Origin of the sequence: Exiguobacterium sp. SH4S7, assembly GCF_004336795.1 — a bacterium.
Classification (GTDB): Bacteria; Bacillota; Bacilli; order Exiguobacteriales; family Exiguobacteriaceae; genus Exiguobacterium; species Exiguobacterium aurantiacum_A.
In genome coordinates, this window is sequence record NZ_SJUT01000005.1 from 12,037 (window position 1) to 24,495 (window position 12,459).

The 12,459-nt window shown below is 50.3% G+C and carries 15 protein-coding genes; 4 read left to right on the plus strand and 11 right to left on the minus strand.

The features are described 5' to 3' along the window. Window positions 1-14: 14 nt before the first annotated feature. Window positions 15-440, minus strand: a complete 426-nt coding sequence (locus EVJ29_RS10180) for a hypothetical protein (RefSeq protein WP_071399191.1) — start codon at window positions 438-440, stop codon at window positions 15-17. Next, window positions 427-1,461 carry an A/G-specific adenine glycosylase gene (gene mutY, locus EVJ29_RS10185; protein ID WP_131505079.1) on the minus strand — a complete coding sequence of 345 codons (1,035 nt, stop codon included), beginning with the start codon at window positions 1,459-1,461 and terminating at the stop codon, window positions 427-429. Before mutY ends, EVJ29_RS10180 begins: the two co-directional genes overlap by 14 nt. An 85-nt stretch (window positions 1,462-1,546) precedes the next feature. Between mutY and EVJ29_RS10190 the strand changes: the two genes are divergently transcribed. Continuing rightward, the gene (locus EVJ29_RS10190) at window positions 1,547-2,530 is read left to right on the plus strand and encodes a metal-dependent hydrolase (protein ID WP_070328958.1); all 984 of its coding nucleotides are present in this window, start codon (window positions 1,547-1,549) and stop codon (window positions 2,528-2,530) included. A 27-nt stretch (window positions 2,531-2,557) separates the two neighbouring features. On the opposite strand, the gene EVJ29_RS10195 is transcribed toward EVJ29_RS10190, so the two are convergent. Beyond that, window positions 2,558-3,091, minus strand: a complete 534-nt coding sequence (locus EVJ29_RS10195; RefSeq protein ID WP_071399187.1) for a YceI family protein — start codon at window positions 3,089-3,091, stop codon at window positions 2,558-2,560. A 222-nt stretch (window positions 3,092-3,313) separates the two neighbouring features. Between EVJ29_RS10195 and exaC the strand changes: the two genes are divergently transcribed. The 3 genes from exaC to EVJ29_RS10210 all read left to right on the plus strand — a co-directional run bounded on the left by exaC (window position 3,314) and on the right by EVJ29_RS10210 (window position 6,080). Beyond that, complete coding sequence (gene exaC / locus EVJ29_RS10200; RefSeq protein WP_070328957.1) at window positions 3,314-4,834, plus strand: acetaldehyde dehydrogenase ExaC; 1,521 nt, start codon at window positions 3,314-3,316, stop codon at window positions 4,832-4,834. 1 nt (window position 4,835) lies between these two features. Beyond that, entirely contained in the window at window positions 4,836-5,195 is a 360-nt protein-coding gene (locus EVJ29_RS10205) for a DUF779 domain-containing protein (protein WP_070328956.1), read from the plus strand. A 153-nt stretch (window positions 5,196-5,348) separates the two neighbouring features. Next, a complete protein-coding gene (locus tag EVJ29_RS10210) occupies window positions 5,349-6,080 on the plus strand; it encodes a nuclease-related domain-containing protein (RefSeq protein ID WP_070328982.1) in 732 nt (243 codons plus the stop codon). Window positions 6,081-6,130: 50 nt separating this feature from the next. Here the strand turns inward: EVJ29_RS10210 and EVJ29_RS10215 are convergent, their stop codons facing one another. From EVJ29_RS10215 to EVJ29_RS10250, 8 genes are all read right to left on the minus strand, one after another. Beyond that, window positions 6,131-7,201, minus strand: coding sequence for an ABC transporter substrate-binding protein (locus EVJ29_RS10215; protein WP_070328955.1), 1,071 nt, complete (start codon window positions 7,199-7,201; stop codon window positions 6,131-6,133). Next, a complete protein-coding gene (locus EVJ29_RS10220) occupies window positions 7,198-7,992 on the minus strand; it encodes an ABC transporter permease (RefSeq protein WP_070328954.1) in 795 nt (264 codons plus the stop codon). Before EVJ29_RS10220 ends, EVJ29_RS10215 begins: the two co-directional genes overlap by 4 nt. After that, window positions 7,989-8,810: an ABC transporter permease gene (locus tag EVJ29_RS10225; RefSeq protein ID WP_070328953.1), complete on the minus strand. Its 822-nt coding sequence runs from the start codon at window positions 8,808-8,810 to the stop codon at window positions 7,989-7,991. The genes EVJ29_RS10220 and EVJ29_RS10225 overlap by 4 nt, the downstream gene beginning before the upstream one ends. Continuing rightward, complete coding sequence (locus EVJ29_RS10230) at window positions 8,797-9,903, minus strand: ABC transporter ATP-binding protein (protein WP_131465658.1); 1,107 nt, start codon at window positions 9,901-9,903, stop codon at window positions 8,797-8,799. Before EVJ29_RS10230 ends, EVJ29_RS10225 begins: the two co-directional genes overlap by 14 nt. Before the next feature lie 16 nt (window positions 9,904-9,919). After that, the gene (locus EVJ29_RS10235; protein WP_070328951.1) at window positions 9,920-10,459 is read right to left on the minus strand and encodes a helix-turn-helix domain-containing protein; all 540 of its coding nucleotides are present in this window, start codon (window positions 10,457-10,459) and stop codon (window positions 9,920-9,922) included. A gap of 163 nt (window positions 10,460-10,622) precedes the next feature. Beyond that, the gene (locus tag EVJ29_RS10240) at window positions 10,623-10,892 is read right to left on the minus strand and encodes a YfhJ family protein (protein ID WP_070328950.1); all 270 of its coding nucleotides are present in this window, start codon (window positions 10,890-10,892) and stop codon (window positions 10,623-10,625) included. Continuing rightward, window positions 10,889-11,203, minus strand: a complete 315-nt coding sequence (locus EVJ29_RS10245) for a YfhH family protein (RefSeq protein ID WP_070328949.1) — start codon at window positions 11,201-11,203, stop codon at window positions 10,889-10,891. Before EVJ29_RS10245 ends, EVJ29_RS10240 begins: the two co-directional genes overlap by 4 nt. A 67-nt stretch (window positions 11,204-11,270) precedes the next feature. Further along, complete coding sequence (locus tag EVJ29_RS10250) at window positions 11,271-12,449, minus strand: RtcB family protein (RefSeq protein WP_131465660.1); 1,179 nt, start codon at window positions 12,447-12,449, stop codon at window positions 11,271-11,273. Between the last annotated feature and the right edge of the window lie 10 nt (window positions 12,450-12,459).

Consider the following 12,459-nt stretch of genomic DNA (forward strand, 5'->3'; position numbering starts at 1 on the left):
GAAATCTCTTATTTTCACGAATTTAGTGCTTTTTGGAAGGCGACGGCTCGTCCTGCGAACATCGGGCGAAGAATAAACTGCTCGACAATCGCTTCGGGTAAGTAACTATCGAACGTCACTTCATCGACCATGACGGCCTTCCCATCGACTTCTTTCACACTGTGAACGTGACAAAAGCGTTTGAACGGGAACGGCAAAGTCACACCTTGGTCACAAAATGCGTGCCGCCCCGCTAACGTGATCGCACTGATCCACGGCAGCGTGACCGGTCCGACACCAACACGGAGATGGATTCGATTACCTTCTACGGACGCGCCATCTCCGACGAGCGTCACTTCTGGAAACGTCGTCAGTTCAGATAAAAGCGACGCGTCTTGCAACAATTCCCACAACGCCTCGACGGAAGTGTCGAACGGCGTTTCGACGTCAAACTGTCTCATTTCTATCCCCTACCAATCGTTCTAGTTTTTGTTGGGCAACCGACACGGTCAACACATCCCGCTCGTCCCCGGCGAGCCAAATCCACTCCTCGTCCGGCAACGTTTCGACCTCATATAAGTCGACGTACCAGATGATGTGTGAAAACACGTGTTTCACTTGTCCAATATAGGTTCCGTTTAACTGTTCCCCCGTTCCACGATCTGTAAGCGGGTATTGCCACATTCCCGCGAGCAGACCTGTATCGGGCCGCTGAACGTAGGCGATGCGACCGTCACGTTTACAGTAGAGGGCATCGAACATCTCGATCCGGGCCGCGCCTTTTTTCGTCTTGACCGGAAGTTCATCCTGGACGTGATGCGCATAGGCGTAACATTCGTCTTGGACTGGACAGAGCGAACACATCGGATTTTTCGGGGTACAGACGGTCGCACCGAGCTCCATGACAGCTTCATTAAAATCGGAGGCATGCTCCGGGTCCATCAGGCGCCGAATGACTTGATCAAAAATTTTCCGCGTCTTTGGTACGGCGATATCTTCATAGATGCCAAACTGGCGGGCCATGACGCGCATGACGTTCCCGTCGACGGCAGGCTCGGGCTGATTGTAGGCGATCGAGAGCACGGCTCCGGTCGTATACGGACCGACCCCTTTCAATTTTTCAAACAGTTCTTTTTCCTCCGGTACGACGCCGTCATACGCAGAGACGACTTCTTTTACCGCTTGATGGAGGTTACGGACGCGTGAGTAATATCCAAGCCCTTCCCAATATTTGACGACCTCGTCGGGATGAGCCTCTGCTAAGTCCTCGATCGTCGGGAAGCGGTCCATGAATCGGTTGTAATAAGGGATGACGGTATCGACGCGCGTCTGTTGGAGCATGACTTCGCTCACCCACACCCGGTACGGATTTTTCCCGTGTCGCCACGGCAAATCGCGTTTTTCACGATTGAACCAGGTGAGTAAATTTTCATTGAACTGACGAATAGTATAATTTGTGAACAATTTATCAATATCGAGCATTTTGTTTCCCCTCGTTTTAAAAATATTGTATGATGGTAGCGATCATTGAACGTCGTTTCTTTATTAACGGAGGTGCTGAAGCACATTGGATACTGCGACACACATTGGAATGGGCCTTGGTTTAAGCGCCCTTGCGACACTTAGCCCGGAAGTAGCAGGCGACTCGCAAATGTTCTTGGCTATGACGGCTACCGCTCTTGTCGGTTCGCATGCGCCAGACTTTGACACCGTCTTCAAACTTAAAGGAAACAGCACGTATTTACGCCAGCACCGCGGTCTTTCACACGGAATCACCGCACTTCTTGCTTGGCCGATCATCGTCAGCGCCATCATCGGTATGGTACTTGGCGTCAACCCTGCTTCATTATGGGTCATGGCACAAATCGCGGTATTGTTACACGTCACCGTCGACTTGTTCAACGCTTACGGGACGCAAGCCCTGCAACCTTTCTCGAAGAAATGGATTGGCTGGGGCGTCATCGGAACGTTTGACCCCTACTTGTTCTCTGCTTATTACGGAGCATATGTATTATGGCTTATCACAGGGGCAACTGTCCCGATTTTTGCACTGCTCATTGCGCTCGTCATCAGTTACTATGCGATTCAGTTCAAACTACGTAACCGTGCGCTCGCAACGGTCGCCCGTCACTTCGCCGGTGCCCATGAGCTCTTTATCTCACCAGGTATTGGTTGGGACGACTGGCACGTCGCCGTTCGTTTCCGCAACGGACTCGGTGCGGTCAAAGTGAAAAAAGGTGAAGTCATCGAATGTGGCCGCTTCCGTGACAAGGCGATGCCTGGCGAAGACGACCTGCACTTCGTCGAAGCTCGTAAAAATGCAGACTTGCAGTCGTTCTTAGCATTTTCAAAAATTCACACGTACACGGTCACACGTCACAACGGCATGATCGAGTATCGGTTCACGAATTTGCGCTACTTCTCGAAAGACATCTACCCGTTCGTTGCTGTCGTCATCGTCGACGAAGAGTCGAACGAAGTCTTGTCTTCGTTCACCGGTTGGGTGTTCAGCGAAGAAAGCTTACAAAAGAAACTTGTCTATGAACAGTAAAAAGTCGCTCTCACGAGCGACTTTTTCTTATGCCTCAGACTCCGTGAATTGGAGCTCAAATTCAAATTTCACTTTTTTATCGACGAGGACACCGCCGGCTTCAAGCGCCTGGTTCCACGTCAACCCGTAATCTTCCCGGTTGATCGTCCCGTCTCCGGTAAAGGCGTGCTTCATATTGCCCCACGGGTCTTTCGCACTGCCTTCATACTCGACTTCAAACGTCTCCTCGCGCGTCGTTCCACGAATCGTCAAATTACCGGTCAAAGCGAACTCGTTACCGCCTTTCGCTTGGAATGATGTCGACTCGAAGACGATGTCCGGATGTTGATCGGCGTCGAAAAAGTCGCCCGACCGTAAGTGTGCGTCACGGTCACCGTTGTTCGTGTCAATCGAGGCCGCTTTAATCGTCACGCTTACCCGTGCATTCGCTAAATCGTCAGGCTGTCCGTTCGCATCAACCGCAAACTCTTTAAGTTCGCCTTTCACTTTCGAGATCATCATATGCTTCACCGTAAAAGTGATTGAGCTGTGTGCTGGGTCGACTTGATAAGTTTTTGCCATGAATACGTCCACTCCTTCGATTTGAAATTGATTCCACAATACTGTTTTTACCACAAATCTTGACTTCAAAACATCTCGAAATAATTGTGTCAAATTATTGTCAAAAAATTTTGACTTTTATCACTGCAACCCGTTAGGATGAAAAAGGGAGCTATTGGCTTACTACAAAATGTAAGCGCATACATAGAGCCCCTATACTTTACGGAAAAGGGAGGAACGATCATGATTTATGAAGTACCGAACTCTGCAGGCACGAAAGTCCAGTTCAAGGACCGCTATGAGAACTACATCAACGGAAAGTGGACAGCACCTTCAGGGGGAGACTATTTTGAGAACACCTCTCCGGTAAATGGTAAAGTGTTATGCGAGGTCGCTCGGTCGACGAAAGAAGATATCGAGCTGGCACTGGACGCGGCCCATGCCGCCAAAGGCGCCTGGGGCAAAACATCGGTCACCGAACGCTCGGTCATTTTAAACAAGATTGCCGACCGAATGGAAGAAAACCTTGAGATGCTCGCTTACGCGGAGACGTGGGAGAATGGAAAAGCCGTCCGCGAGACGTTGAACGCCGACCTGCCGCTCGCGATCGATCACTTCCGCTATTTCGCCGGTGTCATTCGCTCGCAAGAAGGCGGCATCAGCGAGCTCGACAACGACACGGTCGCCTATCACTTCGCGGAACCGCTCGGCGTCGTCGCTCAAATCATCCCATGGAACTTCCCGATTTTGATGGCAATCTGGAAAGTCGCACCGGCACTCGCCGCCGGCAACTGCATCGTCTTAAAACCGGCCGAACAGACACCGGCCTCGATTATGGTACTGATGGAGCTGATTGAAGACTTGCTGCCGCCAGGCGTGCTCAACATCGTCAATGGCTTCGGACTCGAGGCCGGGAAGCCGCTCGCCTCAAGTAACCGTGTCGACAAAGTCGCGTTCACTGGCGAAACGACGACGGGCCGATTGATCATGCAATACGCGTCGCAAAACATCATCCCGGTGACGCTCGAACTCGGGGGCAAGTCACCGAATATCTTCTTCGCCGACATTATGGATGCGGACGATGATTTCTTTGACAAAGCGATCGAAGGGCTCGTCATGTTCGCGTTAAACCAAGGCGAAGTGTGCACGTGTCCATCGCGCGCCCTCATCCACGAGTCGATTTATGAGCCGTTTATGGCACGCGTCCTCGAGCGCGTCAAAGCGATCAAGCTCGGCAACCCGCTCGACCCTGACGTTATGATGGGTGCTCAAGCATCAAATGAACAGCTGGAGAAGGTTTTATCGTATCTTGAGATCGGAAAAGCCGAAGGAGCCGAATGTTTGATCGGCGGTGAGCGCAACATGATGGACGGTGACCTCGCCGACGGCTATTACGTTCAACCGACCATCTTTAAAGGTCACAACAAGATGCGCATCTTCCAAGAAGAAATCTTTGGTCCAGTCTTGTCGGTGACGACGTTCAAGGACGACGCGGACGCGCTCGCCATCGCGAACGATACGCTCTATGGTCTCGGCGCCGGCGTCTGGACACGCGATATGAACCGGGCTTATCGGTTCGGCCGTGAGATTCAAGCGGGTCGTGTTTGGATCAACTGTTACCATCAGTATCCGGCCCATGCCGCGTTCGGCGGTTACAAAATGTCTGGGATCGGACGTGAAAATCATAAGATGATGCTCAACCATTACCAACGTACGAAAAATATGCTCGTCAGCTACAGCGAACAAAAACTCGGGTTCTTTTAAGATGGTGCGTCGCGTCGAGGCCACCCCCGCCACGCTCGCGCTCCTCGAGCAGTTGCTTGCGAAACACGGTCCGCTCCTGTTTCACCAGTCGGGCGGTTGCTGTGACGGGAGCTCACCGATGTGCTTCCCGCAAGATGAGTTCATGATTGGCGATCACGACGTCCTGCTCGGAGAGATCGGCGGCTGTCCGTTCTATATCCACGAGAAGCAGTACGAGTATTGGAAGCACACCCAGCTCATCATCGACGTCGTCGACGGCCGGGGCGGCATGTTCTCGGTCGAAGGCGTCGAAGGGAAACGGTTTTTGAGCCGTTCCCGCGTATTCACAGACGAGGAGCGTGCCGAGTTGCAACAGTCTTGATTGTTTTTTTGACCAGTCATCTTAACAGATGGTTGGTCTTTTTTGTGATTCACCGTGTACTTTTCAATTTCTTATTTCCAATAATCCCCAAAAATCACTCAATCGTTTCTCGTCATCTTGTATAGTGAACGTAGATAAGAAGGGAGAATGATGATGAGCCAATTATTAAACGAAGTACTTGGAAGTGTATTAATCTCCTTACTCAGTTTTGCTGTCCCGCTTTTTTTAATTTGTGGGACAATCGTGTACACAAAAGTAAAACGGTATAAACAAAGTCAATATTTTGCTCAGACCGGTCATCGCTACATCAAAGTCGTGCAAGATATCGGATTATATGGAGAGTACCGCTGTGTTGCTGAACTTGAGGCGCGCCGGCTCGCCCCGCTCATCTTGACGAACCTGTATTTGCCTCATCCAACAAAACGTGACCGGACGACAGAAGTCGATGTGGTGTTCATCGACGAGAGCGGTGTTCACGTCATCGAGTCCAAAAATTATAGCGGTTGGATCTTCGGACGGGAACAAGATCGACAGTGGACACAGGCTTTATCCAATCGAAAGAAGTTTAAATTCTACAATCCGATTAAGCAAAACGAGCTCCATATGCGGGCAATCGAACAGCTACTACATCTCGATCGAAGCTATTTACACTCCTGGATTGTCTTCAGTGATCGCTCTACGTTGAAGCGGGTTGAGTCGTCTAGCGTTCCTGTGTTGAATCGAAAAATATGGGCGAAGCAAATGATGGCCTCTCGTGAACCTCGATTGACGGCAGCTGAACGGATTGAAGTGTATGAACGACTCCTTCCTTATATGAACGCGAGCATCGAGGTCAAGGAAGCGCACATCGACGCCATCAGGCAGACAAAATCTCCAATCGGTTAATATAAGAATCAGCCTAAAAAGTCCCGCTCAACGTTTGAGCGGGACTTACTTTATTTACTCTGCATTTTGAAGCGCAAGTACAACTCGTTGTAATACGCGTTCATGCGTTTGCCTAGGTTTTCGTACACTTCAAGCTCATCTGTCACGTCTTTAGACGGATAGAACCGTTCGTCCGATGTGACTTCTTCATCTAAAAATTCAAGTGCTGCTTCGTTCGGTGTCGAATACCCGACGTAATCGGTATTTCGTGCCGCGATTTCAGCATCGAGCATGAAGTCGATAAATTGATGTGCCCCTTCAATGTTTTTCGACGTGCTCGGGATGACGAGGTTATCGAACCAAAGATTCGTCCCCTCTTCCGGGATGACGTACGTCAACTCGTCGTTCTCGTACATGATCTCAGAAGCGTCACCCGACCAGACGACGGCTGCGGCTGCTTCACGATTGGCCATGAGCATTTTGATCTCATCACCGACAATCGCTTTAATGTTCGGCCAAAGCGTTTCGAGCTTCGCTTCTGCCTCGAGCAGTTCATCACGGTCCGTCGTGTTGAGCGAATATCCGAGCGAGTTAAGACCGAAGCCCATCACTTCTCGTGTACCGTCCGCTAGCAAAATATCATTCTCGAGCGGCATGTCCCACAAGTCGTTCCATGATGTGATCTCACCGTCGACGAGTTCAGGATTGTAGACGATCCCGACCGTACCCCAGAAGTAAGGGACCGAGTACGTGTTGTCAGGGTCGAACGACTTGTCGAGGAAGCGTGGGTCGATGTTATCGAAATTTTCGAGTTTGTCGTAATCGATCGGCAAGAGCAGATCGTCTTCGATCATCTTACTGATCGCATAATCGGACGGGACGGCGATATCAAACGCGGTACCGCCTTGCTGGATCTTCGTCAGCATCGCCTCGTTCGAGTCGAACGTTTGGTAGATGACTTTGAGTCCGGTCTCTTCTTCGAATTCGCCGATCAAATCTTCATCGATATAATCACCCCAGTTGTAGACGACGAGTGTGTTATCGCCGCCAAACCCTTGGGCCATGTTGATTTGATACACCCAAACCAACAAACCAAAACTGACGAGAAGCGGCACTGTCAACATGATGACTAGTTTTTTCATCGTCTTACCTCCTTCGCACTCCGTTGTGCGAGTACGTAATAACCGAGGACGAGTATGAGCGTGAACACGAACAAGAGCGTCGACAACGCGTTGATCTCAAGTGAGATCCCTTGGCGTGCCCGTGAGTAGACCTCGACGGCAAGTGTCGTGAAGCCGTTACCCGTGACGAAGAACGTCACCGCAAAGTCATCGAGTGAATACGTCAGCGCCGTGAAGAACCCTGCGAAGATACCTGGCGTGATATACGGCAAGATGACTTTCGTGAGCACGTCCCACGAGCTCGCTCCAAGGTCACGCGACGCATCGATCAGTGTCGGGCTCATCTCTTGAAGTTTCGGTAACACTAAAATGACCACGATCGGAACCGAGAACGCGATGTGCGCCAAGAGCACCGAATAGAACCCGAGTTGAATGCCGAGCATCGTGAACAAAATGAGGAACGACGCTCCGATGATGACGTCCGGGCTGACGATCAAGACGTTGTTGAGCGATAAGAGCGACGTCTTCGTGAACCGTTGCCGTGCCGTATAAATGGCAAGCGCCCCGATGACACCGAGCACGGTCGAGATGGTCGCCGACAAGAGCGCAATGACGATCGTGTTCAAGACGATGACGAGCAAACGGGTATCTGTGAACAACGATTTATACCACTCGAGGGTAAACCCTTCAAAGTTACTCATCGTTCCCCCACTGTTAAACGAGTAAAACACTAGATAGAGGATTGGTGCGTACAGAATAAAGAACACCGCAATCAAATACAAATTCGCTAACTTGAATTTTTTCTTCTTCATCGACGCACCGCTCCTTTCGCGCCCCAGTCACGTGTGATGACCATGACGAGTACCATCGCCAAAATCAAGAATACAGCGATTGTTGACCCCATGCCCCAGTTTTGCGTGACGAGAAATTGTTGTTCGATCGCCGTCCCGAGCGTGATGACACGGTTTCCGGCAATGAGGCGCGTGATCATGAAGAGCGACAACGCCGGAATGAAGACGATTTGAATCCCTGACTTCACCCCGTCGAGCGTCAATGGGAAGATGACGCGACGGAACGTCGTCCAGTTCGAGGCACCGAGGTCACGCGACGCGTAGACGAGCGACGGCGGCAGCTTCTCGATGGCGTTGTAGATCGGCAAAATCATGAACGGGATGAAGATATAAACTGAAACGAATACGAAACTGAAGTCCGTGAATAAGATTTGTTTCGTCCCGATGCCGATCGCCTCTAAAAATTGGTTCGTGATGCCGTACGTTCCAAAGATACCAAGGAACGCGTACGCTTTCAGTAATAAGTTGATCCATGATGGCAAAATGATGAGCAACAGCCAGAGCTGCTTATGTTTCGTTCTCGTCAATAAATAAGCGGTCGGATACCCGATGAGAAGCGAGAAGGACGTGATGAGAAACGCATACCAGAACGAAGACAGTGTCATCGTCAAGTAAGTCGATGTGAAGAACATCTGATAGTTCTCTAAACTCAAGTTCCCTTCGATATCAAAAAATGAGTAGTAGACGACCAGGAGTAGCGGCGCGATGACGAACAGCGCAATCCATATCCAGTACGTCGTCAAATAGACCGTCTTGGCGGTTTGACTAGTTTGATTCATGGGCGACCTCCTCATACGATTCGAGACGACGGTCAAACTCTTCTTCGGTCTCGCCTAGACGCATGACGTGAACCGCCTCGTCATCGAACGTGAGCCCGATTTTCGACCCGACGACTGATTTCTTCGTCGAATGGACGAGCCACTCGTTGCCTTCTTGGTCGTAACAGCAAATCTCGTAATGGACGCCACGGAACAGTTGTGAGTCGACATCGACGACGAGTTTCGCCGCGTCGACCGACGTCATCTCCAAGTCTTCTGGACGAATGATGACTTCGACTTTTTCATTGCGGTCAAACCCTTGGTCGACACAATCGAACGTTTTCCCGGCAAACGTGACAAGGTGATCTTCCGGCATAACACCAGGAACAATGTTCGACTCCCCGATAAAGTCAGCGACGAAGCGGTTGATCGGCTCGTCATAAATATCTGTCGGTGTCCCGCTTTGAACGATCTCCCCGTTGTTCATGACGAAAATCTCGTCGGACATGGCGAGCGCTTCTTCTTGATCATGGGTAACGAAGATGAACGTGATGCCGAGACGCTGCTGAAGTTCGCGCAACTCGTACTGCATCTCAGTCCGAAGTTTGAGGTCGAGCGCTGAAAGCGGCTCATCGAGCAAGATGACTTCCGGTTCGTTGACGATGGCGCGGGCGATGGCGACGCGTTGGCGTTGTCCGCCTGACATCTCGTCGATTTCACGTGATTCGTAGCCTATCAAGTTGACGAACTTGAGCGCTTGTTCGACTTTCGTCTTGACGTCCGCTTCTTTCATCTTCTTGATGCGCAAACCGAAAGCAACGTTCTCGTATACGTTCAAGTGCGGGAACAAGGCGTAATCTTGGAAGACCGTGTTGACTTGACGTTTGTTCGCCGGCACGTCGTTGATCCGCTTCCCGTTGAACTCGATGTCACCTTCTGTCGCATCGGTGAATCCGGCGATGATCCGCAGAATCGTTGTCTTTCCGCATCCCGAAGGACCGAGCAGCGTATAGAATTTCCCACGCTCGATTTCAAAGTTAATATTCTCTAAGACGACAGTATCGTCGTACCGCTTCGACACGTTGTCAAAACGAATGATCGTTTCTGGGTTCATTTGGTTTCCTCCCTTGTTATAAATACGAATGTGTGGCGACGACGAGACACTCGCTTGCGCCATCAAAATCGTTGACGAGCTGATGCGCGTCTGAAGCGACGTAGTACAACGTCTCGCCCGGTTTGGCGAAGTACGTGTGGTTCCCTAGCTTGAGGGCGACGCGGCCGGACAGTACGTAAACGAACGTCTCCGCGCGTGACGGCTCGTACCGTTTGAACTCCCCTTGTTTTGAGAACGTGAGGAGAATCGGTTCCATCTCTTTCTCATTGGATTCTGGGATGAGCCACTCCGTCCGATACAGCCGATTCTCGTCGACATATACCGTGCGGTCGTCTTCCGTATAGACGACTTTTTGATTGATTTCCTCATCGAAAAACTCTTTAGGCGAACATCCAAGCACTTCTAACAAATCAAACAGCGTCTCAAGCGAAGGAGAACTCAAATCACGCTCGATTTGAGAAATATAACCTTTACTTAAATCGGTACGTTCCGCCAACTCTTCTTGGGTCAACCCTTTTTTGACGCGGAGTCGTTTAATGTTTTGACCGACTTCCAAACTGTATTCCTCCTTCCCTTTCTAAGGAAAGTTTAGTGATACATGATACTTACTAAAGAAAGTTTATAAATACTCAACTCTAAAGCAAACAAATAGCGACTTTTATTATAACCAACTGTACCACGTTTGCAAGCAAAAAATCACGCAACAATCGCGTGATTTTTTAGTGGAGATCCCGTTTCGAAATCAGGTGTTTGAATTTTTCATTTTTCGTTTGAAATAAGTGCAATTGCGCCCCGTACGCATCGATTTGTTGAACGACGTATTGGAACGACTTTGCCTCCCCTGGGTACGGTTCACCAGCGCGGGCGAGTGTCGTCTCAAAATCTTCCCACAACACCTCAACCCACGTTAACGCCTCGTCTTCATTCAACAAATCGTTCTTGTCTCTTAAGATTTCTGCCAACCGCTTGTATTGGTCTGACCGGTTCATACGCGCACCTCCGATAGCTCAGAGAGCGGGATCGCATGTTCCATCGCTTCTCCTTCAAACGTTCCCCAACCCATGACGCCGTTGACAAACTTCAATCGGAACGGACGATTATTGTAGGTGACGATATACGTCGTACCTGGTTTGAACGATGCCGGATCAATCAAATAACTCTCCGCGATGGCGATGCGGCGAAGCACGACCTCAATTTCACTCACCATACCCATCTGTTCGGCTTTTCGTTTCCGCTCATGCAAGTCACGAATTTCTTGCTCGAGCTCATACTTTGATAACGCACTCAACCGTTTTTCCATTTCGTTCACCTCACTTGTAGCGTATCAGATTTTCCGAGTAAAAGAAAAAGGCGAAACTGAATAATGTTCAGTTCGCCTTGAAGTTATAAAGCGGTTTAATCAGTTGATCAATCGTGACGGCCGGTTCAATATAGCGCACAATCTCTTTCATCGATTTATAGACGAACGGTGATTCATCAATTGTCGACTTCCGAACCGAGCTCGACCAGACGCCTTCCATCGATTTTTTAAATTCGTTGAAATCGACGCGTTTTCGTGCCGCTGAGCGCGACATGATGCGCCCGGCGCCATGCGGACCTGAGAAGTTCCAGTCCGGGTTGCCTTTTCCGGTACAGATGAGCGACCCGTCACGCATGTTCATCGGGATGATGACGCGCTCTCCGGCTTTTGCGGAAATCGCCCCTTTTCTGAGGATCATGTCGTCGTGATCGATATAGTTATGCACCGTATCGAACTGATCGACGACGTTCCAGTTCATCGCTTCGACGATGACATCGGTCATCGCCAGTCGGTTACTTGCCGCGTATTGTTGGGCAATCCGAACGTCATGCATGTAGTCGTCCATATCTGTACCTTCGATATAAGCGAGGTCTCGCAATCCTTGTTTCGCCGCCTTCGCGTACTCGAGATAAGCTTGAATATCACTTTCGCGTCCAGTTTCTTTCAAACGCTCGATCTCATTCTGTACTTCTGTCGTATCCATCATATGACGGATCGCTCGCTGCTGATAGTGTTCTGCAATTTGGACACCGAGGTGGCGTGAACCCGAATGGATGACGAGAAACGTCCGTCCATGATCATCACGGTTCACCTCAATGAAATGATTGCCCGAGCCAAGTGTTCCGACCGAGCGTAACGCCCGGTCTAGCTTATACGGGGCGCGAACGTCTTCTAGCGGAATCTTTGACGCGTATGAATGCGCCGACTCCCGGATGTTCATCCCACTCGGAACAAGTTGACGAATCATATCGTCAAGTTTTTGAAAGTCGATCCGCTTCACATTGATCTCGGTGCAAAGCATGCCACACCCGAGATCGACACCGACGAGGTTCGGTACGATTTTGTCGTGAATCGTCATCGTCGTCCCGACGACCGAGCCTTTGCCGGCATGCATATCCGGCATGATTCGAATCGCTGCCCCTTCCGTGAACGGTTGGTCGACGAGCGTTTGAATCTGTGCGCGCGTCATATCGTCAATCCGTTCATTGAAGACTGTAGCTTGATTATATTTGCCGATGATCTCCATAACGTCTCCT

Coding starts and splice junctions, on each gene's coding strand:
- EVJ29_RS10210 (WP_070328982.1), top strand. CDS start 5,349: ATGAGCCAATTATTAAACGAAGTACTTGGAAGTGTATTAATCTCCTTA.
- EVJ29_RS10220 (WP_070328954.1), bottom strand. CDS start 7,992: ATGAAGAAGAAAAAATTCAAGTTAGCGAATTTGTATTTGATTGCGGTG.
- EVJ29_RS10250 (WP_131465660.1), bottom strand. CDS start 12,449: ATGGAGATCATCGGCAAATATAATCAAGCTACAGTCTTCAATGAACGG.
- EVJ29_RS10230 (WP_131465658.1), bottom strand. CDS start 9,903: ATGAACCCAGAAACGATCATTCGTTTTGACAACGTGTCGAAGCGGTAC.
- exaC (WP_070328957.1), top strand. CDS start 3,314: ATGATTTATGAAGTACCGAACTCTGCAGGCACGAAAGTCCAGTTCAAG.
- EVJ29_RS10180 (WP_071399191.1), bottom strand. CDS start 440: ATGAGACAGTTTGACGTCGAAACGCCGTTCGACACTTCCGTCGAGGCG.
- EVJ29_RS10245 (WP_070328949.1), bottom strand. CDS start 11,203: ATGGAAAAACGGTTGAGTGCGTTATCAAAGTATGAGCTCGAGCAAGAA.
- EVJ29_RS10205 (WP_070328956.1), top strand. CDS start 4,836: ATGGTGCGTCGCGTCGAGGCCACCCCCGCCACGCTCGCGCTCCTCGAG.
- EVJ29_RS10215 (WP_070328955.1), bottom strand. CDS start 7,201: ATGAAAAAACTAGTCATCATGTTGACAGTGCCGCTTCTCGTCAGTTTT.
- EVJ29_RS10240 (WP_070328950.1), bottom strand. CDS start 10,892: ATGAACCGGTCAGACCAATACAAGCGGTTGGCAGAAATCTTAAGAGAC.
- EVJ29_RS10225 (WP_070328953.1), bottom strand. CDS start 8,810: ATGAATCAAACTAGTCAAACCGCCAAGACGGTCTATTTGACGACGTAC.
- mutY (WP_131505079.1), bottom strand. CDS start 1,461: ATGCTCGATATTGATAAATTGTTCACAAATTATACTATTCGTCAGTTC.
- EVJ29_RS10195 (WP_071399187.1), bottom strand. CDS start 3,091: ATGGCAAAAACTTATCAAGTCGACCCAGCACACAGCTCAATCACTTTT.